The sequence below is a fragment of the Buchnera aphidicola (Rhopalosiphum padi) genome (genome assembly GCF_005080845.1).
Lineage (GTDB): Bacteria > Pseudomonadota > Gammaproteobacteria > Enterobacterales > Enterobacteriaceae > Buchnera > Buchnera aphidicola_AO.
Genome location: NZ_CP034858.1, coordinates 296,765 through 321,312, shown reverse-complemented (window position 1 = coordinate 321,312; position 24,548 = coordinate 296,765). Strand labels below are relative to the sequence as shown.

Genomic DNA, 24,548 nt, shown 5'->3' with positions numbered 1-24,548 from the left:
TAAATAAAATCATATTTTTTTTGGAGATTATATGAATCGAAAATGGAATCTAGAAGATACAAAAAAAATTTTTGAAAAACCTTTTTTTGATCTTATATTCGAAGCTCAAAAAAAACACCGTGAACATTTTGATCCTAATAAAATACAAATTAGCACATTACTATCAATCAAAACCGGTGCATGTCCAGAAGATTGCAAGTATTGTCCACAAAGTTCGAGATATAAAACTGGTTTAAAAAAAGAACCATTATTAGAAATAGAACAAATTTTAAAAGCTGCAAAAAAAGCTAAATCTTCAGGTTCAACTCGATTTTGCATGGGCGCTGCATGGAAAAATCCTAAAGAAAAAGACATGCCATATTTAGAAAAAATTATCAAAGAAGTAAAAAAAATGGGAATGGAAACCTGTATGACTTTAGGAACATTAAATAATTCTCAAGCAAAAAAATTAGCTAGTGCAGGTTTAGATTTCTATAATCATAATTTAGATACATCTTCTAACTTTTATAGCAGTATTATAACAACTCGTACATATGAAGAACGTTTAAATACCTTAAAAAAAGTTCGAAATTCAGGTATGAAAATTTGTTCTGGAGGAATTATTGGTCTTGGAGAAAAAAAACAAGATCGTATGGAACTTCTAATGGAATTATCTAACTTATCTATTCAACCAGAAAGTGTGCCAATAAATATGTTAGTAAAAATACCAGGAACACCCATGGAAAAAAACGAAAATGTAGATCCATTTGAGTTTATTAGAGTAGTTGCTGCCACAAGAATTATGATGCCAAAATCTTATATTCGATTATCTGCAGGTCGTGAAAATATGAATGATCAGACTCAAGCTATGTGTTTTATGGCAGGAGCAAATTCTATTTTTTATGGATGTAAATTATTAACTTCAAGCAATCCAAAAGAAGAAAAAGATCAAAAACTTTTTCAAAAATTAAATCTTTTTCCTGATTATAAAACAAAAAGTATTACTGAAGAAAATAAAAATTATGAAAATTTAAAAATATCTAATTTAAGTAAAGAAAAATACTATAATGCAGCAATATAGTAAAATAAATATAAAAATATTTTTTAAGAAATATTTGTATTTATTTTAAAAAAATAATTTTTTTTTAATTTGAGTAACCAACCATTATATTCTTTTGTATTAATAAATTAGTTAAATACATAGAATAAACTGTGTTGAGTTACCCAACTTGAAATTTTATAAATTTAAAAAACTTATTTTTATTAAATAATAAAAATTACATATAATTCTTAATTATGAAAGAAAAAAAATTATGATAAAAAAAATATTTATTACTGGTACCGATACAGGTATAGGAAAAACAACTGTAAGCAGTATTTTATTAAAAAAAGCAAACGAATTAGGATATAAAACTGCAGGATATAAACCTATATCTTCTGGAACAAAAAAACGTAAGATTATATCTTCTAGAATAAACAAAAACAGACATAAATTTATAAATCAAGATGCTATAATTTTAAAAGAAAATAGTTCTGTTTTATTAGATTATAAAGAAGTAAATCCAATTTCCTTTTCTGGAAACATACCGCCTCATATACTTAGTTTAATTCAAAAAAAAGTTATAAGAAAAAAAGATTTATCTTTAGGTTTACAGCATATTTCTCAAAAATCTAATTGGATTTTAATAGAGGGGGCTGGTGGGTGGTATACACCTTTATCTGAAAAAAATACTTTTTCGGATTGGGTTAAGGAGGAAAAATTAGAAATTATTTTTGTTGTAGGAATAAAATTAGGATGTATTAATCATGCTATTTTAACTGAAAAAGCAATTCTTTCAGAAAACTTAACATGTTTAGGATGGATTGCTAATAATATAGCTCCAAAAAATAAATATACTTCGTATTATATCCAAACTTTGTTAAGTTATATTAAATCACCATTACTAGGAACAATTCCTTATTTAAAAAATAAACATACAATTAATATAAAAAAAATAAAAATTCTAGTTCCTGAATAAAATATAAAAATAAATCTTTTCAAAAATTTATTATTATAATAATTAATATTATCTTTAACAAAGATGGATACACTAAGTATATTTTGATTTAAATATAAACAGGATACTTTGAACAAAGTTCTAGTACTTCATTTTTTATATTAATAAAGCTATTTTTGTTTTTAATATTATTTAAAATATGAATTATCCAATCTGATACTTGTAATATTTCGTTTTCTTTAAAACCTCTTTTTGTGACAGCAGGTGTTCCAATACGAATTCCAGAAGTAATAAAAGGACTTCTTAAATCATTCGGAACAGTGTTTTTATTAACAGTGATGTTGCATTTTCCTAAAGCAATATCAGCTTCTTGTCCTGTTATTTCTTTATTTGTTAAATCTACTAAAAATAAATGATTAGATGTATTTCCAGATACAATCTGATAATCTTTTTTTAAAAAAGATTGAACCATAATTTTGGCATTTTTAATTACCTGTTTTTGATATATTTTAAAACTAGGTTCTAAAGCTTCTTTAAAAGCAATAGCTTTCGCGGCAATAACATGCATAAGTGGTCCACCTTGTGCACCTGGAAAAACAGATAAATTTATTTTTTTATAGAATTCATCAGTTCCATTTTTAGCCAGAATCAAACCACCTCGAGGACCTGCTAATGTTTTATGTGTTGTACTTGTTACCACGTGCGCATAATCTATAGGATTAGGATAAAGATTTGCAGCTATTAATCCAGCAATATGAGCAATATCAACAACAAAATAAGCATTAATTTCATCAGCAATATTGCGCATTTTTGACCAATTACAAACTCCGGAATATGCTGAAAAACCACCAATAATCATCTTAGGTTTATATTTTTTTGCTAATTTCAACATTTCTTGATAGTCAATTTCTCCATTTTTATCTACGCCATATCCAATGACATTATATATTTTCCCTGAAAAATTTACAGAAGAACCATGTGTTAAATGACCTCCATGAGATAATTTCATTCCTAATATTGTATCACCAGGATTTAGCAATGCGGTATAAACAGCAAAATTAGCTTGAGATCCTGAATGCGGTTGCACATTAGCATAATCAGCGTTGAAAAGCTTTTTTGCTCGATTAATTGCTAATTTTTCTACAATATCTACGTATTCACAACCACCATAGTAACGTTTTTCAGGATAACCTTCTGCATATTTGTTCGTTAATTGTGAACCTTGTGCATACATGACATAATTACTAGTATAGTTTTCTGATGCAATTAATTCTATATGATTTTCTTGTCTTTTTCTTTCTTGATTAATAGCTTTCCATAATTCTGGATCATATTTTGAAAATTCTATTTTTTTATTAAACATTTTTTTCCTATATTTTTAAAATAAGATGAAAATTAAACATATATAATTAAATTTTATATAGATAATTTTTTTAAGTATTTTATTTATTAAAAAATTTTTTAATTTTTAGTATTAGTTCACTTTTTGAAAAAAAATATTCTTTTCCTTTTTTTAAATCTTTCAATAAAAAACAATTTTTCTTTATTTCATTTGTACCTATTAAAATTGCTATATGAGCTGAAGAAGCTACAGCGTTTTTTATTTTTTTTGAAAGACTACAAGTTAAAAAATCTACAAATATTTTTAATTTAGGATATATATTTCTGATTTCTTCTGATAACCTTATTGCATAAACTTTATTTGATTCTCCTATAAATATAATATAAATATTAATTTCTTCTTCTTTACAAGAAAGAATGTTTAAAGATCGTATTAACAAAACTAAACGTTCAATACCTATTGCAAATCCTATTGCAGATGTTTTATTTCCACCTAATTCTTGAACTAAAGAATCATATCTTCCTCCGGCACAAATAGTATTTTGTGATCCTATTTGATCTGTTTTCCATTCAAATACAGTACTATTATAATAATCTAATCCTCGTACTAAATTATGGTTATGTATATATTTTATTTCGTGTGAATTCATCATATTACATAAAATATTAAAGTGATTAATTGAAGAAGAATTAATATAATTTTTTAATAGTGGAGCTTTTTTTAAAATTTTCTGTAAAACAGTATTTTTAGAATCTAAAATTCTGAACGGATTGGTATATAAGCGTTTTTTAGAATCTTCATCTAAAAAATTTTTGTGTTTTTCAAGAAAAAAAACTAATTCTTTCTGATATTTAATACGATCTAATTTTGAACCAATGGAATTAATTTCTAATTTTACATAAGGATCAACACCTAAACATTTCCATAAACGACTTATTAATAAAATAATTTCTAAGTCAATATCGGCTGTATTCAACCCAAAAACTTCAACTCCTAACTGATAAAATTGCCGATATCGACCTTTTTGTGGTCTTTCATATCTAAACATAGGACCTAAATACCAAAATCTTTGTTTCTTTTTAAAAAATAAATTATTTTCTATCATAGCACGTACACAACCTACTGTTCCTTCAGGACGTAAAGTTAAACTATTTCCCTTTCTATCTTTAAAAGAATACATTTCTTTTTCAACTACATCAGTTACATTGCCAATAGCTCTTTGAAAAATTTTAGTTTTTTCTAATATAGGTAATCTAATTTCTTCATAACAATAACTAGTTAATATTTGTTTTATAATATTTTCTACTTTTTTCCAAATTTTTAGTTCTTCAGGAAGATAATCATGCATTCCTCTTACTGAATTAATTTTTTTGTTCACTATTTTCTCTTATTATGTTTCTTAAGTATATTTTTTGATAATAGTTAAATGTTATTTTTTTTTAATTTGTCTAAAAATTTTGCTTTTTTACGAATTTGAATCTCAAGTTCTTTAACAATTTCTTCGTTTTTTAATTTATTTTTTTGACGTATACCGTCTTTATATAACGCACTTTTTTTAGATCCTCCAACAATTCCTAATGTAGATACTTTAGCTTCTCCGATTCCATTAACAATACAACCAATAATAGAAACATCCATAGGAGTGGAAAGATCTTCTAAATTTTTTTCTAATTGATTGACTACATTAATTACATCAAATTCTTGTCTAGAACAAGTTGGGCATGCAATAAAATTAACACCTCTAAATCTAATTCCTAACGTTTTGAGAATATCATATCCTACTTTTACTTCTTCCACTGGATCTGCAGCAAGTGAAATTCTTAAAGTATCACCAATACCAGCTAATAACATAGAAGCAATTCCAATAGAAGATTTAACTATTCCATTGCGCAAAGCTCCTGATTCTGTTATTCCAATATGTATTGGTTGTGTAATTTTTTTTGCTAAAATTTTATTTGCTTTCACTCCTGAAAAAACATCTGATGTTTTTATACTAACTTTAAATTGATTAAAGTTTAAAGCATCTAAATATTCAATATGCCTGATGGCTGATTCTACTAAAGCTTCAGGAATAGGTGATTTATATTTTTTTAATATATCATTTTCTAATGAACCTGCATTAACACCAATTCTAATAGGTATATTTTTATCTTTTGCACAATCAACTATCTCTGATATTCTTCTTTTATTACCGATATTGCCTGGATTGATTCTTAAACAATCAGCTCCATATTTTATTGATTTAATAGCTAATCTATAATCAAAATGTATGTCTGCAATTAACGGAACCTCTACATTTGCTTTAATTATTTTAAATGATTCAGCAGCTTCTAAGGTAGGAATAGAAATTCGAACAATATCAACTCCTACTTTTTTTAATTTTATAATTTGTTTTATTGTTTCTTCTATATTTGTAGTTTGAGTATTAGTCATTGACTGTACAGAAATAGGTGCTCCATTCCCAATAGGAACATCACCAACATAAATACGATTAGATTTTCTTCTTTTAATATTTTTATATTTATTCATATTTTTTTATATACATTTAATATAATTTTTATAAATTAAGAGAGTATTTCTAGTATATTTCAGATAAAATATTAAAAATATTTAAATATCAATACTCTTGAAAAATTTATAATTAATTTTTAATACGATTAATTATCTCTCCAGTTAATTGACCACACGCAGCGTTAATATCTTGACCTCTATTTTTTCTAATCGTTGTGTTAAAACCTTTTTTTCTTAAAATATTTGCAAAAATATTAATTCTATTATTACTGCTACACGCAAAATTTGCATTTTTAAAAAAATTCCAAGGAATAAGGTTTATTTTACTAGGTATTTTTTTTAAAATATTTGCTAATTCTTCAGCATTTTCATTTGAATCATTAATACCACTCAGCATTACATATTCTACAGTAACACCACCTCTGTTTGCGTGAGAACCTTTTAAATATTGAGAAACAGAATACAAAAAAGCTTTTATATTATATTTTTTATTTATTGGCATAATTGAATTTCTAATAAAATCATTTGGTGCATGTAAAGATATGGCTAAACTAACATCAATCTTTTTACTTAATTTGTCTAGGGCAGGAACAATTCCTGAAGTAGAAAGAGTAATACGACGTTTTGATAATCCAAATCCATTTTTATCTAAAATAATTTTTATTGCAGAAATAACATTGTTTAAATTTAATAAAGGTTCTCCCATTCCCATAAAAACTATATTAGTAATTATACTGTTATTTTTTTTTTCTTTTAACTTTTTATTTGCTTGCCAAATTTGAGAAATAATCTCAGAAACTTTTAAATTTCTGTTAAAACCTTGTTGTCCAGTAGCACAAAACTTGCATTTTAAAGAACAACCAATTTGTGAAGAAACACAAAGAGTGGCACGTTTTTTTTCGGGGATATAAATAGTTTCTATTTTTTGTTTATCAATAGATGTAATCCATTTTATGGTACCGTCATAAGACACTTTTTCTTCTATAAAATTTGACGCAAATATATAGGATTTTTCACTTAATTTTTTTCTCATATCTTTTTTAAGATTTGACATTAAATCAAAATTACTGCAATTATAATTATAAATCCATTTCATAAGTTGCTCTGTAACAAATTTTTTTGCCCCAAGAGAGACAAGAAAAAGTTCTATTTCTTTACGGTTTAAATCCAGTAAATTGATCTTATAATCAGAAATATTTTGTATATTAATACCCTTATGCATCTAATAGCCTTAAGTAATTAGTTCACAAACATTTTATAGATAATTAATTTAATTAAAAATATTAAAAATATATAAATTATGATAATATAAAAAACAATATATTTTTTTGATAAAACTTTATCTTTTTTAAAATTTAGGAGAATATAATGCATCCAATGTTAAATATTGCTATTCGTGCAATTCGAAGAGGAGGCAACATTATTGTTCAAAATTATGATACTCAAAAATTTATTAAAGAAGATATAGATAAAAAGAAAATATTTATTAAAAATATAATGTATAAAACATACAGAATAATTAATGAAGTAATTTATAAATCTTATCCAAATCATGTTATTTTGAATAAAAATACTGATTTTATAAAAAATGAAAACAACACCTTATGGATTATTAATGAATTAGACGGAAAAAATAATTTTATTAAAAATTTTCCACATTTTTGTATATCTATTGCTGTTGTTATAAAAAATAACACAGAAATATCAGTGATATATGATCCTATAAGAAATGACTTATTTACAGCTGTGAAGGGTCAAGGTTCACAGTTAAATGGTTATCGTATTCGATGTACTAACATTAATAGCCTAAACTATACTACGGTAGCCGTCAATTTACCTCTTAAAAACTATGAACAATCTTTATCTTATTTGGACATATACAAGAAATTACTTTCATGTGGAATTTCCCTTAGATGTACTGGTTCTACTGTACTAGATTTAGCTTATGTAGCTTCTGGTAGAATAGATTGTTTATTTGATTTTAATCCAAAACCCATTAATCTTATAGCAGGAAAATTACAAGCAAGAGAAGCAGGTTGCTTAACTAGTAATTTTACTGAAAATAGTAATGATCGTAATGATCATACTTCAAATTTAACTAGTAGTCCGAAATTTATTAGATTGATTACTGAAAAAATACGTCAATATTACTCCTTTAAAAATTAATTAAATTATTTTATTTATTAAAAACACACCATTTTTTATCAATAAAAAAGGCCGACCAACCTGTAAATTTTCCTTCTTTTTTAGAAGCAATGTATTGCTTTTTATCTAATTTATTAAAACAAACTATAGTTTTATTTCCTTTGTTATCTTTTTGAGGTCCACTAGCTAAATAGTGTAATTTTTTTGGTAATAAATGTTTGAATTTAGCAAGTTCTTCGACAAAAGGCGATCTTGTTTCGCGTGATTTAGGGAAATTATTTGCAGCAAAAAAAATACCAGAGATTCCCTCTCGTAAAACAAACCATGTATCAGATTGTTTACATAATATATCAGGGAATGGAATAGGTTCTAACTTTGGTTCTGATATTTCACCATTAGGTAAAATTTTCCTTGTATTTTTACATTCATTATTAATACACATAAAAAACTTTCCAAATCTACCAGTTTTAAATAACATGTCATTTTTACATTTATCACATCTTATTTTTTTGAATGAGTGATTTAAGTTTTTTTCAAATTCACCTTTCTTAAGATTATAACCACTACAACTGGGGTTATTTATACAAATATAAATTTTAAAATTTTCATTAATTAAATAAGCATCCATTACCATATTGCATATTTTACATCTTGTTTTTGAATTTAAACTTTTTTCTTTTTTTTCTTCTTCTTTTGTTTTACTTAAATCATTTAATGAAATTAAATTTATTGTATTTTTACAACGTTTTTCATGAGGTTCGGAATTATATCCTAAACAACTTAAAAAAACACCAGTGATAGCTGTTTTAATACCCATATTTTTATTACATATAGAACAAGTAATTTCAGTTGGAATAGTAATATTCAGTTCCATACCGCCTTCTTCAGGATCTTTTTTTGCTCTTTCCAACTGTTGGGAAAAATTATCGAAAAAAGAATTTAATAAATTTTTCCAATTAATTAGTTTTTCAGAAATTTGATCAAGGCTTTTTTCCATACGAGCTGTAAAATGATAATCAACTAAATCTGAAAAATTTTTTTTCAATCGAGTTATAAGAATTTCCCCTATTTTTGTAGCATAAAATTTATTTTTTTTAACTTTTAAATACCCTTTTTCTTTTATTTTTGTTATTATAGCAGCGTAAGTAGAAGGTCTTCCAATACCTCTTTTTTCTAATTCGCGTACTAAAGATGACTCACTAAACCTTGGTGGGGGCTTGGTAAAGATTTGATTAGGTAAAACTTCATCTAAAAGCAAAACACTTCCTATATCTAATATAGGAAATTCAAAATTAATATTTTTTGATTTTTTTAAAGCTTTAGTCCAACCTGAAAAAAGAATTATTTTTGTATTTGATTGCAATTTAAATGCATCAGCCATGACTGTTGTTTTAATAGATTTGTATTTTTCAGATTTCATCTGAGAAGCAACAAAATAATTCCAAATTAATTTATATAATTTTATAGCATCTACATCACAATTATTGATATTAGTAATTTGTACATCTGATGGTCGAATAGCTTCATGAGCTTCTTGAGAATATTTCTGATTTGAATATATATTTGGATTTTCAGGTAAATAATCACTTCCATATCTATTTTCTATATATATTCTAACTTTTTTAATAGCATAATCACTTAAAAAACAAGAATCAGTTCTTATATAAGTTATATATCCTTGCTCGTATAACTTTTGTGCTAAAAACATTGTTTTTTTTACACTAAATCCTAAATCAAGATTAGAAGCCTGTTGTAAAGTAGAGGTAATCAATGGAGCTGGTGGTTTTTTTTTTAAAATTTTATCTCTTCGATCAGTAACAAAAAAAGATAGATTTTTAATTCTTTCGATTGTAGAATTTACTTCTTTTTTATTTTTTAATAAAAATGTTTTATTTTTATAATGTGTTACGTCCATAATTATTTTTTTATTTTCTCTAGATAAAAGAGAAAGATTTATTTTCCAGTATTCATCTTCTATAAAATTTTTAATTTCATATTCTCGTTCTGCTATAAGCCTAACAGCTACAGATTGAACACGACCTGCAGATAACCCTCTTGATATTTTTTTCCATAATAAAGGTGAAATCATATATCCTACAATTCTGTCCATGAATCGACGAGCTTGTTGTGCATACACTCGATTCATATTAATTTTACCAATATTCTTAAAAGCTTTTTCAATTGATTTTTTAGTTATTTCATTAAAAACAACACGTCGAAATTTAGAAGAATTTCCTCCAATTACTTCTTTTAAATGCCATGCTATCGCCTCACCTTCTCTATCTAAATCCGTAGCAAGATATATATAGTGAACTGTATTTGCAATATCTTTTAATTCAGAAATAATTTTTTCCTTACCAGGTAAAATATGATATTCTGCTTTCCAATTTTTATATGGATTAATTCCCATTTGTTGTACTAAAGTTTCTTTTTCATTACATCCTAAGTTAGATCTTTTAAGATTTGTTTTATTTTTAGATTTATTACTTATTAAATCTCGTACATGTCCTACACTAGATTTTACTATATATTTATTACCTAAATATTTACTTATAGTTTTTGCTTTAATTGGAGATTCAACAATAACTAAAGATTTACACATAATTTTCGTCCGATGACATTAAAATTTCTTTTTTAAGACAATACCAGGATTAATTCAAAATAGATTAAAAAATTTACATGTACTTTTAATTTTTACAATATATATTGTAATTTAAAGAAGATGTTTTTTTAACAAAATAGTTAATTAACGTTTAAAGATAGTTTTTAAAAAGAAAATATTTTAATCATAATACTTTTAATATTTTCAATAATAAGAGATGTAAAATTTTCTAATTTTTTGTTATTATAAATATATTGAATATTTAATAAAGTATATTCTTCTTTCATTTTAGACATTAAAATACTATCACTTGTGTTAATTTCATCAACTAATTTTTTTTTAAAAGCTATTGTTCCAAACCAATGTTCTCCATTGGATACATTTTCAATATCTAAAGATGGTCTCATTTTCTTTATAAATTTTTTAAAAATTCCATGTGTTATATTTAGTTCTTCACAAAATTTTTTGCGTGTTAAGTCTGTATTTTTACCAAACATCGTTAATGTGCGTTTGTAATCTCCAGCAGTATGTAATTCAATATCAATGTCATGCTTTTTTAATAATTTATTAAAATTAGGCAATTGACCTACCACACCAATTGAACCTATTATAGCAAATGGTGCTGAAATAATATAATCTGCAACACAAGCCATCATATAACCACCACTAGCAGCAATTTTATCGATACATACAATTAAACGTATTTTGTTTTGACGTAATCTTTCTAATTGAGCTGCTGCTAAACCATATCCATGAATAACACCACCTGCACTTTCTAATCGTAATAGAACTTCATCATCTTGATTCGCAACTAAAAGTATTGCAGATATTTCTTCTCTTAATCCAATAACTTCGTTTGCATGAATTCCACCTTTAAAATCTAATATAAAAAGTGTTTTTTTTCTTGAAATCAAAATTTTATTTTTATTTTTTTTTTCAGATTCTTTATCTTTTTTTTTCTCTTCTTTGATCCAATTTTTTCTTTCAAATCTATTCATCTTAGATAATAAAATAGTTTTTTTTATACTTTTATATTTTTTTTCTAATAAAATTATTTTAAATTTTTTTTTATCTTTTCTTTTTCTTTTTATTATGTTGTAAGTTAATGGTATTAAAAAAATAATAAATAAAAAAGTAATTGTTTTTGCTAAAAACAACTCATAACTTAACAGTAAATTCACAAAATTAACCTTTTTAAAAAATAAATTTAAATAGTTTCTAACGTGCAAAATTTTATTTTTTTTCAACATTAATTAGATTATATAAATTATTCAATAGTGTTAAATTTAACATCATCCATTGACCTTCTTTTAAATTTTTTGGTAAAATAATATTACCGTATCGTACTCTAATTAATTGACTAACTTGACATTTAATTGATTTTAACATTAATCTAATTTCACGATTTTTACCTTCACATAAGATCCCCTTAAACCATTTATTTTTTCCTTCTTTTTTATCGTATAAAGGTACTATTTCTTTAAAAGAAGCATTACCATGTATAATTTTAACTCCTTTTTTTAAAGTATTTATTTTATTTTCATTGATTTCTCCAAAAATTCGAATTTTATATTCTCGTTCAATCTGATTACGTGGATGCATAAGTTTATTTGCTAAAACGCCATCATTAGTGAATAATAACAACCCTTTAGTATTAATATCTAATCTTCCTATACTAACCCATCGATTTAAATTCAACTTAGGAAGTTTATCAAATACAGTTAATCTTTTTTGAATGTCACTTCTAGTACAAATTTCTCCGATAGGTTTATTATAAATTAAAACTTTAGATTCATTTTTTTTTCTTTGTACAACTATTTTTTTTTTATTAATTAAAATTTCACCAGGATTTTTTTTATTTAAATATTCACCAATTACAGCTTTTTTCCCGTTAATAGTTATATTACCGCATTTAATCATATGTTCAATAAAACGACGTGAACCATATCCTAAATTAGATAATATTTTTTGTATTTTTTCAGTCATTTTGAAAACCTTATAACATTCTTAAAGAAGTTAATAGGAATTAAAGTTAATAATATTCCTAATCCTGATGGAAAAATAAACCATAATTTATACAATAAAATTGTTTTCTTATAAATATACATTTCTAAAAAACCTGCAATTAATGGAAAAATTAAAAAAACAATAGAAGCATAGAACGAACTTACTCTTTTTTGCAAATAAAAATAAGATAAAATACCACAAATTCCACAAAAATTACCAAGATAAAAAATAGCTAAAATAGATCTAGTAGAAAAAAAATTAATATGAGGAGTTTCGATAAACCAAGATATAGTAGACAAAAATATTCCAGATATTAAAGATGGTAATGCATTAAATGTAATAACAGATACATTACAAGATTTTTTTTGGCATTCAACATAAATTACAGCATGACTTAACAATGCTAAAAGTAAAGCTAAAATTCCTTTCCATTGAAAAAAGTATTCTGATTTAAGATCTATTAGTAATACAAAAAACAATGTAATTAAAGAGGTTACTATACCTATTTTTTGAATAAAATTTATTTTTTTTTTTAAATAAACATGTGAAATTAGTAATACTAAAACAGGCATATTAGCAAAGATAATAGAAGAAATAGAAGAATTTACACAACTACTACCGTACAACATTAATGTAAAAGGTATTGAAAAATAAAAAATAGAAATAAAAATCTGAAAACGTCTTTGACCATATGGAAACAAAAGAGGTGTTTTTGTTAAATAAGAAAGTATAATTAATAAAGGAGAAGCTGCTAAAAAACGTATTCCAGTGGCAAAAAAGGGTGGAATTGTTTCTACTGCAATTTTCATTGCTATCCAAGTGGTTCCCCAAGTAATTGATACTAAACAGAATAATGTTATTACTATAATTTTATTCATTTCAAAATTCCAAGATAATAAAAATGTTTACTATATAACATATTAAACTAATAACAGTTATGCTTTATTTTTTATAATTTTTATTCTAAATAATAACAAAATATTCAAGAATAAAGTTTTTTAAAATTTAATTTGAATTATTTTAGTCAATAGATTATTGTGAAAAATTATCCAAGATAATAAAAAAAATCTTAATGTTTTTAATTAAAGTCTTAAAAGGTAATCAATGCAAAATATCTTTAGCAAGATTTATGAATCAAAATCTTTAAATCAAGAAGAAAGTTATCAACTTTTTAAATCAATTGCCTTAGGTGAGATTAATGAAATACAATTATCATCTATTTTAACAGCAATGCAAATGAATGGTGAATCAGAAGAAGAAATATTAGGTGCAATATATGCTTTCTTAGAAAGAATGAAATTCTTTCCTAGACCCAATTATATTTTTTCTGATATAGTTGGAACAGGTGGAGACATTAAAAATACTATTAATGTTTCAACTGCAAGTGCTTTTGTTGCTGCATCATGTGGATTTAAAATTATTAAGCATTGTAATAAAGGGGTTTCAAGCAAATCTGGTTCTTCTGATATTTTAAATAAATTTAAAATTAACTTAAATGGATCTCTAGAAAATTCTAAAAAAATTTTGGATAAATTAAACATTTGTTTTCTTTTCGCCCCTAGATATCATAATAGTTTTAAATATGCATCTAACACTCGTAGTATTCTAAAAATTAAAACTATTTTTAATTTATTAGGACCATTTCTTAATCCTGCCAGTCCTCCGTTGACTGTAATTGGTGTTTATAAAAAAGATTTAATAAATCCTATGTCTAAAATTTTAAAAAAACTAAAATACCAACGTGGTATAGTTTTACATGGTAGTGATACAGATGAAGTTACATTGCATGGTACGACATATGTTTCTGAATTATTAAATAACAAAATTTATTCGTATGAACTAGAACCAGAAGATTTCGGTATAAAAAGATATCCTAAATCAATATCTGTGGAATGTTCATCAGAAGAAAATTATCATCTTATTAAAAAAACAATGAAAGGTCAGGGTGAAAAGTTATATGAAGAATTAATTGCAGTTAACGTTGCAATATTATTAAAAAACTTTGGATGCGAAAATTTAAAAGAAAATACAAAATTAGCACTAAAGAAAATTCGCAGTGGAGACGTCTATAAACATATAATGCAGGTTTCTAATATGTCGAAAGAAGATTAATATGCCAGAGACAATACTAAATAAAATTATAAAAGATAAAATAGATTGGATTAAAAATAGAAAAAAAAAACAACCATTAATTACATTTAAAGACAAAATTAATAAAGAAACACGTAATTTTTACGAAATTTTAAAAAGAAAACGACCTTTTTTTATATTAGAATGTAAAAAAAGTTCTCCTTCTTTGGGAATAATAAGAAAAAATTTTAATTTAATTGAAATTGCAAATATTTATAAAAAGTACGCTTCAGCTATTTCAGTTCTTACAGACGAAAAATATTTTAATGGAAATATAGAATATATAAATATAGTACGAAAATGTGTATATCAACCAATTTTGTGTAAAGATTTTTTTATTGATCCATATCAAGTTTATTTGGCTAGATATTACAATGCTGATGCTATTTTATTAATGTTATCTGTTTTAAACGATGTTCAATATATTGAATTATCTAGAATTGCTAAAGAATTAAACATGGGAATATTAACAGAAATTAATAATCTTGAAGAGTTAAAGCGAGCTATTAAATTAAATGCTTCTGTTATTGGAATAAATAACCGTAATTTACATGATTTATCAATAGATTTAAATAGAACACGAAGTTTATCACCTTTAATTAAAAATAGAATTATTATCAGTGAATCCGGTATAAAAACACATCATCAAATAAAAGAATTAAGTAAAATTGTTAATGGTTTTTTAATAGGTTCAAGTTTAATGCGTAAAAAAAACCTAGAAACAGATATAAAATCTTTAATAATAGGCGATAATAAGATATGTGGATTAACTCGCATTATTGACGCAAAAATTGTAGAAAATTGTGGAGCAGTTTACGGAGGATTAATTTTTGCAAAAAATTCATTACGTAAAATCAACAAAAAAATTGCAAAAAAAATTATCTTTGATAATAGTTTGAGATTTGTAGGTGTTTTTCAAAATCAAGATATAGAAACAATTATTGACATAGCTGAACAACTTTCTTTATATGCTGTTCAATTGCATGGTTCTGAAGATCAAGACTATATTAATATGCTAAGAAGAAGACTATGTAAAAATATAAGAATTTGGAAAGCTTTTTCTATTCAATCAACTTTACCATTGTTAAATTTGAACAATGTCGATAAATATATTTTTGATTCTGGTTCGGGAGGAACTAATAGAGCTTTTAATTGGTCTATTTTAAAAGGATCTATTTTAGACAACGTGATTTTAGCAGGAGGTATTAATACAAATAATTTTCTTATTGCATCTCAATTTAACTGTTCAGGATTAGATTTTAATTCAGGAGTAGAAAAATCTCCTGGAATTAAAGATCACAAAAAAATTAATTTAATTTTTAAAACACTAATATTTTAATAAATTGTTTTTTTAAAAAAAACTGGAAATCAATTAAAAATGACTTTACTTAATCCTTATTTTGGCAAATTTGGAGGTATGTATGTTCCTCAAATATTAATGCCAGCTTTATATCAATTAGAAAAAAATTTTGTTGATGCAAAAAAAGATCCAAATTTTCAAAAAAAATTTTTTGATTTTTTAAAAAACTATGCCGGAAGACCAACTCCATTAACTTTATGTAATAATTTAACTAAAGGTACAAAAACACGCATTTATCTTAAAAGAGAAGACTTATTACATGGAGGGGCACATAAAACCAATCAAGTATTAGGACAAGCAATGCTAGCAGTAAAAATGAAAAAAAAAGAAATAATTGCTGAAACTGGTGCTGGTCAACATGGTGTTGCTGCCGCCATTGCTTGTGCATTGTTTAACTTAAAATGTAAAATTTATATGGGTTACAAAGATATAAAAAGACAAAGTCCTAATGTTTTTCGAATGAAATTAATGGGTGCAGAAGTTATATCAGTAGAAAATGGCTCAGGCACATTAAAAGATGCATGTAATGAAGCCTTACGTGATTGGTCTAGAAATTACCAAAAATCACATTATATGATTGGTACAGCTGCAGGTCCACATCCTTACCCAACAATTGTAAAAGAATTTCAAAAAATGATTGGAGAAGAAGCAAAAAAACAAATTTTAGAACAAGAAAATAGGTTACCGGATGCAATTATTGCTTGTGTAGGAGGAGGGTCTAATGCAATTGGTATTTTTTCTGATTTTATAGACGAAAAAGTAAATTTAATTGGTGTAGAACCAGCTGGTAAGGGCATAGAAACAGGAAAACATGGAGCACCATTAACTCATGGTAGAACAGGTATTTATTTTGGAATGAAGTCGCATTTAATGCAAAGTCAAGAAGGTCAGATAGAAAAATCTTGGTCTGTTTCTGCTGGTTTAGATTTTCCATCTGTTGGTCCTGAACATTCTTGGTTAAATAGTATTAATCGTGCTAAATATGTTTCTGTTACTGATATAGAAGCTTTAGAAGCATTTCAGATTCTATCTAAAAAAGAAGGTATTATTCCTGCATTAGAATCTTCTCATGCATTAGCTTATGCATTGAAATTAATGTATCTTTATCCTAAAAAAGAACAAGTATTTATCGTTAATCTTTCTGGACGTGGAGATAAAGATATATTTACAGTTCGTGAGATTTTAAACAAACAGGAACAAAAAAATGAGTCGTTATAAAAAAACATTTCAAAATTTATCTTTTTTGAAAGAAGGATGTTTTGTGCCATTTGTAGTTATAGGAGACCCTTCTTTAGAAACGTCATTAAAAATCATTGAGACACTAATTGAAAGTGGGGCAGATGCATTAGAATTAGGAATTCCCTTTTCAGATCCATTAGCAGATGGTCCCACTATTCAAAATGCGAGTCTACGTTCATTATCTAAAAAAAACACTTTTTTAAAATGTTTTGAAGTAATTAAAAATATACGTAATAAATATCTAAATTTACCTATAGGTATCTTATTATATGCTAATTTAATATACAATTACGGTATTAAAAACTTCTATGATAAATGTTTTCAATCTGGTATAGATTCTGTATTAATAGCAGATGTACCTATAGAAGAATATAGCTATTTTTATAAAATAGCAAATCGATACGATATTGATTCTATTTTTATATGCCCACCAGATGCAGATAATATATTTTTATCTAAACTTTCTTTATATGCAAAAGGATATATTTATTTATTATCTCGTTCAGGAGTGACAGGAATAGAAAAGGAAATAATATCATTATCGAATGTATTTATAAACAGAGTAAAAAAATATAATTCTCTTCCACTTTTACAAGGATTTGGAATTGGAAATGCTATACAAATTCAAAGATCACTTTTATCTGGTACCAATGGTGTAATATGTGGTTCAGCAATTATAAATATAATTGAAAAAAATTTAAATAAAGAACAAAAAATGATAGATGAAATAAAAAATTTTGCTGTTAAATTAAAAAAAGCTACTAAATTTGTTCAGTCTTAATGTATAAAAATTTAAATTTTATTTATCTTCATAAATAAATTATTTCTTAAAAAAAATTCATCTAAAATAGATGTGTATAATCTTTAAATTTTATACAATGTTTATAAGGAATATACATATGTCTGTTACAATACGCGAATTATGCAATGATACATATCATTTCGTCTCCAAAGAAATAAAAATTATTATTTTTATATCTACATTAGCTACTTTTATGAGCATTTTGATAAATATGCTTATTAAACCTAATATGCACATTATTTCTATGATAGAAAATAAAAAATTTATAAGTTCTCATTCAATCTTTGATTTAATTAATAATATGAGTACATATGAAAAAAAAGAATTATTAAAATATTCAATATTTAAAATACTTGAATTTTTAATAAGTAAAACTTTTTTATTAGGTAGTATAATTACTTTAATTACACATTTATCTAAAAATAGAAGAGAATCGATTAAGTCTTCAGTTTACTCTTTATGTAAATTTTTACCAAGTTTATTTATATTAAATTTTATTACAACTTTTATTATTCAAATAGGTTTTATGTTTTTTATTTTTCCAGGTATATTTTTATCAGTTTTACTTGCTTTATCACCTATTATTTTATCATTTAAAAAAAATAATTTAATAGATTGTATACGTCTTAGTTTTTCTATTTCCTGTAAACATTTAAATATTATTGGAACAAGTGTTCTATTTTGGATGTGTGTTAAATTTATTTTAACGACAATATTTTCTAATAATTATATAATAAGTAAGAATTTTATTTTTTTAATATTGAATATTAATATGAATATATTTTTTTCAATTTTAATTGTATATTTATTTCGTTTTTACATGCTTTTTTTACGTTCTTAAAAAATTAAATATTTTTTAGGTTATTAATATGAAAAAAATACTAAATTTATTACCTATACTAACTTTCTTCATATTTTATAGATTTTATGATATTTTTACAGCATCAAAATCTTTAATTTTTACATCAGGTTTGACTTGTTTGCTTTACTGGATCATTTATAAAGAAACAGATAAAATTAATTTATTTAGTTTTATTACAATTGCTATTTTTGGTTCTCTAACAATATTTTTCCATAATAGTCAATTTATTAAATGGAAAATAACAATAATTTATATGATTTTTTCTATAATATTATTTATTAGTCAATTTTGGAAAAAAAAACCTATAGTTCAAATATTTTTAGAAAAAGATATAAAAATTTCCAATTTTTATTGGAAAAAAATCAATTTTTTTTGGGCATTGTTTTTTTTATTTTGCAGTATTTTAAACATTTATATAGCGTTTTGGTTACCAGAAAAAACTTGGGTAAATTTTAAAGTCTTTGGACTTTCATTTTTAATGTTTATTTCAATTTTAATTACAAGTGTTTATATAAATTTTAAAATATTAAAAGAAAAATAAATTGTATTTTGTTTCAATATAATAGAGTGAAAATTTTAATAATGCCAAAAAAAAACAAATCACCACAAGGAACAATAGTCTTAAAAACACTTACCATGCCTTCAGATACCAATGCTAATGGTGATATATTTGGTGGATGGATTATGTCTCAAATGGATATGGGTGGTGCTATATTAGCCAAGGAAATAGCGGGTGGAAGAGTAGTAACAGTACAAGTAGACGGCATTACTTTTTTTAAACCGGTATCAGTCGGAGATGTTGTAAGTTGTTATGCACATTGTATTAAAACTGGAAACAGTTCTATTACCATTAATCTAGAAGTGTGGATAAAAAAAATTTATTCTAAACCGTTAGGTCAATTTTATTGTGCTGCAGAAGCTATATTTATTTATGTAGCAATTGATAAAAGAGGAAAACCTCGAGAATTATTACCTATGAGTATTATTTAAAATAAAAATTTTAAAAAATTAAAAATATTTTTATAATTTTCATTACTATATAAATAAATTTTAAACATAATTTAATAAAAAATTTTAAACAATAAGACTCAACACTTTAAAAGTCAAATAACATGCATAATCTTATGCAATAAGATATTTACTTTTTATTTAAAGTGTTGAATTCATGAATTTTAAAATATATTTCTTTATTTTAAATGCTAAATTATCAATTTTTATTTCATGTTTAAAAATTATAAAAATATTCAATGAAATATAAAACACTTTTATGAAAAAGTATGAATAGGACCTTCAAATGAATGGATATTTTCTATGATTTAATAAAATGGCTAGTTGTGTTAATATACTGGTTACTAATTGCTAACATTACCTATCGTATTCTAATTAAACGTCGTAGTATACCTTCCTCTATGTCTTGGCTCTTAACTATTTATATTCTTCCATTCATAGGAATAGCCATTTGGTTTTTCTTTGGCGAGTTATATTTAGGAAAAAGACAAAAGAAAATAGCAAGAAAAATTTGGTCTATATCTAATACATATCTTAATGAACTTAAATCTTGTAAATATATCTTTCAAATAAAAAATAGTGAAGTAGCTACTTCTTTATTTCAATTGTGTAAACATCGACAGGGAATTTCTGGAATTAAAAACAACAATATAACTCTTTTAACTAATACTAAAAAAACCATGGAAGTTTTAATACGCGATATTTATTCAGCACGTAAAAATATTGAAATGGTGTTTTATATTTGGAAACCAGGGGGGATTGCTGATGATGTAGCTGTTGCTCTAATAGATTCTGCTAAACGCGGAGTACATTGTAGACTTATGTTAGATTCAGCAGGAAGTGTAGAATTTTTTAGAAGTCCCTGGTTTAATGTTATGAAAAAATCTGGAATTGAAATTGTAGAAGCATTGAAAGTTAGTTTGATAAGAATTTTTTTACGACGTTTAGATGTAAGACAACACAGAAAAATTATATTAATTGATAATTATATTTCTTATTCTGGTAGTATGAATCTAGTAGATCCATATTTATTTAAACAATCTTCAGGAATAGGTCAATGGATTGATTTAATGACAAGAATAGAAGGTCCTATAGCTACAACAATGGGCATTATTTATTCATGTGATTGGGAAATTGAAACAGGTTTTAAAATTTTACCTAAATTACCAAGTAAGGAAATGTTAAAAAAAAAATGTAATCAAAACTCTAGTGTTCAAGTGATTGCATCAGGTCCAGGGTTTCCTAAGAATGTAATTCATCAAGCATTATTAACTGCTATTTATTCAGCAAGAAATGAATTAATTATGACCACTCCATACCTTGTACCTAGTGATGATTTATTACATGCTATTTGTACTGCCGCTCAAAGAGGTGTAAAAGTCAGTATCATTATACCTTTGTACCATGATTCTATTCTAGTTAAATGGGCAAGTAGAGTGTTTTTTAGTGAATTATTAGAAGCAGGAGTAAAAATATATCAATTTAAAAAAGGATTGTTACATAGTAAAAGCATATTAATTGATCAACAACTTAGTTTAATTGGAACTGTTAATTTAGATATGAGAAGCTTATGGTTAAATTTTGAAATTACTTTAGTTATTGATGATAGTAAATTTAGTCATAATTTATCTTCTATACAAAAAGAATATATTGCTAATTCTCGATTATTAGATAAAAATATTTGGTCTATGCGTGCATATTGGACTCGCGTTTTAGAAAAAATTTTTTATTTTTTAAGTCCATTATTATAATTTTAAAAAAATAATTTTTTAAAAAACGTTTTTTATAAGTAAATAGATATTCAAAAATTTTTAGGGGTTCATTAAAAAAACCCCTGATATTTAAAATGATATTTAAAATAAAGAAAAAATATTTAAAATTTTTTTAACGGGAAAATTAAAATTTTTAAAAAATATATACGTAATAATTATATATTATTATAACAATATTTCATGAACTAAAAAATTAAATTACATATATATTTTTAAAAAATTTTACTTGAATAGTAAATGACCCATTTTTTCAGCTTTAGTTTTTAAATAACGAGCATTTTTATCATTTTTTTCTACAATAATAGGAATTCTTTCTACAATTTCTATTCCAGATGCCATGAGCATTTTAACTTTGAATGGATTATTTGTTAAAAGACGAATTTTTTTTATATTCAAAATATTAAAAATATCAGCGCATAATGAAAAATCTCTTTCGTCTGCAGAAAAACCAAGTTTTTGATTGGCTTCAACAGTATCTAAACCTTTGTCTTGCAAAGAATATGCTTTAATTTTATTAAGAAGACCAATATTTCTCCCCTCTTGACGGTGATATATTAATATACCGTTTCCTTCTGAAGCAATTTTACTCATTGCTATTTCTAATTGAATACCACAATCACATCTCAAACTAAAAAAAGCATCTCCTGTTAAACATTCAGAATGTACTCTAGCAAGAATAGGAATATTTTTTTGTATATTTCCATATACAAGAGCAATATGATTTTTTCCATTCTTTTTTTCTTCGAAACCAAATATCAAAAAATCTCCCCAAGGGGTTGGTAAAATAGCTTTTTCTATTTGAACTAATTGCATAAATTCTCCAATTTTACTGTACTTAATTATTTAAAAAAAAATTAGTTGATAGTTTACATATAGAAACATATTTCTTAAAAAATATTCTTAAGAATTTATTTTATATAAACATTTATTAATCTAAAAATATTATTGCATAGATTCTATTATAAAATTTAATTTTTTAATCGGATTCTTTGAAGTTGTAATAGAACGTCCTATAACTATATAGTCTATTTGACATTCTTTTGCTTCTTTTGGAGTAATAATATGCTTTTGATCAAATGAAGAATCAGTTGAAAATCTAATACCTGGAGTGACAATTTTACATTTATCTCCATATAATAATTTCATTTTTTTTGCTTCTTTTCCTGGACAAACAATTCCATCTAAACCACATTCATTAGATAATTTTGACAATATTAAAATATAATCTTTTAATGATATTTTAATTCCAATTTCTTTTAAATCTTTTTCTTTTAAACTAGTTAATACAGTTACAGCAATTAATAAAGGAGCTTTGTTAAAAGATTTTAAAGCTTTTTTTGCTGAAAGAAGCATGTTTTTACCACCAGATGCATGAACACTTAACATCCATACCCCCAAATCTGCAGCTGCTTTTGTTGCGTTAAACACAGTATTGGGAATATCATGAAATTTTAAGTCAAGAAATATATTAAATCCCAATTTATGTAATTCTTTTATAAATTTATATCCTAAAATTGTAAACATTTCTTTACCAATTTTTAGATAAAAAACAGAAGGATCAAGAAGATCTACTAATTTCATAGCTTTTTTCTTAGTACAAAAATCTAAAGCAATGATAATTTTTGGAACATTATAATGATTGGGATGTAACACTATTTGACCTCTATTAAAAATGATTTTTATATATTTTTTCAATATATCAAGATGCTAATTACATAATATTCAAAACATTTAAAATAAACAATAATGAAATTTTTAATAAATTAATTATTTTTTAACAAATAAATTCGTTTGAAAACTAGCATGGTATGATGAACGAACAAAAGGTCCGCAAAATGCATTAGTAAAACCAATAGATAATGCTTCTTTTTTTATATTTTCAAATTCTGAAAGCGGTATATAACGTTGTACTGGAATATGATTAATACTAGGTTGAAGATATTGTCCTATTGTCAATAATGTAACACCACTTGAATAAAGATCTTTCATTACTTGAATGATTTCTATATCTTTTTCACCTAATCCTAACATTAAACCTGATTTTGTAGGAATTTCAAAATATTTTTTCTTGAAGGACTCTAATAAAAATAACGATTTTTTATAATTAGCCCCAGGACGTATTTTTTTATAAAGACGAGGAACGTTTTCTATATTATGATTAAAAACATCAGGCAATCCTGAATTAAAAATTTTTAAAATTAATTCAACTCTTCCTCTGAAGTCAGGAACTAATATTTCAATTTTAACTTGATTCTTTTTTCTAATTGATTTAATGCAATTAACAAAATGTTGAGCGCCTCCATCATATAAATCATCTCTTACAACTGAAGTAATTACTACATAATCAATACCCATATCAAATACAGTTTTTGCTAAATTGTTTGGTTCTTCTACATTTAAAGAGTTAGGTATACCATGAGAAACTGCACAAAATGGACAATTACGAGTACATTTTGATCCAAGAATCATAAACGTTGCAGTTCCATGATTAAAGCATTCTGGTAAATTTGGACAATTAGCTTCTTCACAAACAGAATACAAATTATTTTTACGTAAAGCATTTTTTATTTTACGAATACGAGATGTATCAACAGGTATTTTAACTTTTATCCAATTAGGTTTGCTGAGTTTTGTTGTTTTTTTAGAAAAATTTTTAGTAGGAATAATATTTAATATTTTATTTTCTTTTATAATTTTAAATAAAGAATGTTTTTTTTTATTCATAAAATGAATTGTCTCGATTAGAAATATTAATTTCTATTATAGTTATTAACTTAAAAATAATTATTTAA

General features: G+C 24.6%; 22 protein-coding genes. 11 read left to right on the top strand and 11 right to left on the bottom strand.

Annotation, left to right across the window (positions count from 1 at the left end; genetic code table 11):
* Nucleotides 1-31: 31 nt before the first annotated feature.
* Entirely contained in the window at nucleotides 32-1,060 is a 1,029-nt protein-coding gene (gene bioB / locus D9V76_RS01495) for a biotin synthase BioB (RefSeq protein WP_158337134.1), read from the top strand.
* Between the two features lie 232 nt (nucleotides 1,061-1,292).
* Complete coding sequence (gene bioD, locus D9V76_RS01490; RefSeq protein WP_158337132.1) at nucleotides 1,293-1,997, top strand: dethiobiotin synthase; 705 nt, start codon at nucleotides 1,293-1,295, stop codon at nucleotides 1,995-1,997.
* Between the two features lie 88 nt (nucleotides 1,998-2,085).
* Here the strand turns inward: bioD and glyA are convergent, their stop codons facing one another.
* From glyA to rlmN, 4 genes are all read right to left on the bottom strand, one after another.
* Nucleotides 2,086-3,339 (bottom strand): serine hydroxymethyltransferase, encoded by a 1,254-nt coding sequence (gene glyA / locus D9V76_RS01485; RefSeq protein ID WP_158337130.1) that lies wholly within the window; start codon nucleotides 3,337-3,339, stop codon nucleotides 2,086-2,088.
* 79 nt (nucleotides 3,340-3,418) lie between these two features.
* The gene (gene hisS, locus D9V76_RS01480) at nucleotides 3,419-4,696 is read right to left on the bottom strand and encodes a histidine--tRNA ligase (RefSeq protein ID WP_158337128.1); all 1,278 of its coding nucleotides are present in this window, start codon (nucleotides 4,694-4,696) and stop codon (nucleotides 3,419-3,421) included.
* Between the two features lie 44 nt (nucleotides 4,697-4,740).
* A complete protein-coding gene (ispG, locus tag D9V76_RS01475) occupies nucleotides 4,741-5,847 on the bottom strand; it encodes a flavodoxin-dependent (E)-4-hydroxy-3-methylbut-2-enyl-diphosphate synthase (RefSeq protein WP_158337126.1) in 1,107 nt (368 codons plus the stop codon).
* 112 nt (nucleotides 5,848-5,959) lie between these two features.
* Nucleotides 5,960-7,051, bottom strand: coding sequence for a 23S rRNA (adenine(2503)-C(2))-methyltransferase RlmN (rlmN, locus tag D9V76_RS01470; RefSeq protein WP_158337124.1), 1,092 nt, complete (start codon nucleotides 7,049-7,051; stop codon nucleotides 5,960-5,962).
* A gap of 146 nt (nucleotides 7,052-7,197) precedes the next feature.
* Between rlmN and D9V76_RS01465 the strand changes: the two genes are divergently transcribed.
* Nucleotides 7,198-7,995, top strand: a complete 798-nt coding sequence (locus D9V76_RS01465; RefSeq protein ID WP_158337122.1) for an inositol monophosphatase family protein — start codon at nucleotides 7,198-7,200, stop codon at nucleotides 7,993-7,995.
* Between the two features lie 10 nt (nucleotides 7,996-8,005).
* Here D9V76_RS01465 and topA read toward each other — a convergent pair whose 3' ends face one another.
* The 4 genes from topA to D9V76_RS01445 form a co-directional block, all read right to left on the bottom strand.
* Nucleotides 8,006-10,576 carry a type I DNA topoisomerase gene (topA, locus tag D9V76_RS01460; protein ID WP_158337120.1) on the bottom strand — a complete coding sequence of 857 codons (2,571 nt, stop codon included), beginning with the start codon at nucleotides 10,574-10,576 and terminating at the stop codon, nucleotides 8,006-8,008.
* 164 nt (nucleotides 10,577-10,740) lie between these two features.
* Nucleotides 10,741-11,757 carry a protease SohB gene (gene sohB, locus D9V76_RS01455; RefSeq protein WP_158337118.1) on the bottom strand — a complete coding sequence of 339 codons (1,017 nt, stop codon included), beginning with the start codon at nucleotides 11,755-11,757 and terminating at the stop codon, nucleotides 10,741-10,743.
* A 52-nt stretch (nucleotides 11,758-11,809) separates the two neighbouring features.
* Entirely contained in the window at nucleotides 11,810-12,562 is a 753-nt protein-coding gene (locus D9V76_RS01450) for a pseudouridine synthase (RefSeq protein WP_158337116.1), read from the bottom strand.
* Nucleotides 12,559-13,461 (bottom strand): DMT family transporter, encoded by a 903-nt coding sequence (locus tag D9V76_RS01445; RefSeq protein ID WP_158337114.1) that lies wholly within the window; start codon nucleotides 13,459-13,461, stop codon nucleotides 12,559-12,561. The genes D9V76_RS01450 and D9V76_RS01445 overlap by 4 nt, the downstream gene beginning before the upstream one ends.
* A 226-nt stretch (nucleotides 13,462-13,687) precedes the next feature.
* On the opposite strand from D9V76_RS01445, the gene trpD reads away from it, so the two are divergent.
* The 8 genes from trpD to cls all read left to right on the top strand — a co-directional run bounded on the left by trpD (nucleotide 13,688) and on the right by cls (nucleotide 21,735).
* Nucleotides 13,688-14,695 carry an anthranilate phosphoribosyltransferase gene (gene trpD, locus D9V76_RS01440; protein ID WP_158337112.1) on the top strand — a complete coding sequence of 336 codons (1,008 nt, stop codon included), beginning with the start codon at nucleotides 13,688-13,690 and terminating at the stop codon, nucleotides 14,693-14,695.
* Nucleotide 14,696: 1 nt separating this feature from the next.
* Entirely contained in the window at nucleotides 14,697-16,052 is a 1,356-nt protein-coding gene (gene trpCF / locus D9V76_RS01435) for a bifunctional indole-3-glycerol-phosphate synthase TrpC/phosphoribosylanthranilate isomerase TrpF (protein ID WP_158337110.1), read from the top strand.
* A gap of 39 nt (nucleotides 16,053-16,091) precedes the next feature.
* The gene (trpB, locus tag D9V76_RS01430) at nucleotides 16,092-17,291 is read left to right on the top strand and encodes a tryptophan synthase subunit beta (RefSeq protein WP_158337108.1); all 1,200 of its coding nucleotides are present in this window, start codon (nucleotides 16,092-16,094) and stop codon (nucleotides 17,289-17,291) included.
* Nucleotides 17,278-18,093, top strand: a complete 816-nt coding sequence (gene trpA, locus D9V76_RS01425; protein WP_158337106.1) for a tryptophan synthase subunit alpha — start codon at nucleotides 17,278-17,280, stop codon at nucleotides 18,091-18,093. The genes trpB and trpA overlap by 14 nt, the downstream gene beginning before the upstream one ends.
* A 118-nt stretch (nucleotides 18,094-18,211) precedes the next feature.
* Nucleotides 18,212-18,955, top strand: a complete 744-nt coding sequence (locus tag D9V76_RS01420) for a YciC family protein (protein ID WP_158337104.1) — start codon at nucleotides 18,212-18,214, stop codon at nucleotides 18,953-18,955.
* Between the two features lie 28 nt (nucleotides 18,956-18,983).
* The gene (locus D9V76_RS01415) at nucleotides 18,984-19,517 is read left to right on the top strand and encodes a septation protein A (RefSeq protein WP_158337102.1); all 534 of its coding nucleotides are present in this window, start codon (nucleotides 18,984-18,986) and stop codon (nucleotides 19,515-19,517) included.
* Between the two features lie 41 nt (nucleotides 19,518-19,558).
* On the top strand, nucleotides 19,559-19,966 hold the full coding sequence (yciA, locus tag D9V76_RS01410; protein ID WP_158337100.1) for an acyl-CoA thioester hydrolase YciA: 408 nt from the start codon (nucleotides 19,559-19,561) through the stop codon (nucleotides 19,964-19,966).
* 308 nt (nucleotides 19,967-20,274) lie between these two features.
* A complete protein-coding gene (gene cls, locus D9V76_RS01405; protein WP_158337098.1) occupies nucleotides 20,275-21,735 on the top strand; it encodes a cardiolipin synthase in 1,461 nt (486 codons plus the stop codon).
* Between the two features lie 243 nt (nucleotides 21,736-21,978).
* On the opposite strand, the gene ribA is transcribed toward cls, so the two are convergent.
* From ribA to lipA, 3 genes are all read right to left on the bottom strand, one after another.
* The gene (ribA, locus tag D9V76_RS01400; protein WP_158337096.1) at nucleotides 21,979-22,569 is read right to left on the bottom strand and encodes a GTP cyclohydrolase II; all 591 of its coding nucleotides are present in this window, start codon (nucleotides 22,567-22,569) and stop codon (nucleotides 21,979-21,981) included.
* Between the two features lie 129 nt (nucleotides 22,570-22,698).
* Nucleotides 22,699-23,409, bottom strand: a complete 711-nt coding sequence (gene pyrF, locus D9V76_RS01395; protein ID WP_158337094.1) for an orotidine-5'-phosphate decarboxylase — start codon at nucleotides 23,407-23,409, stop codon at nucleotides 22,699-22,701.
* Between the two features lie 114 nt (nucleotides 23,410-23,523).
* Nucleotides 23,524-24,480, bottom strand: coding sequence for a lipoyl synthase (gene lipA, locus D9V76_RS01390; RefSeq protein WP_158337092.1), 957 nt, complete (start codon nucleotides 24,478-24,480; stop codon nucleotides 23,524-23,526).
* Nucleotides 24,481-24,548 lie beyond the last annotated feature (68 nt).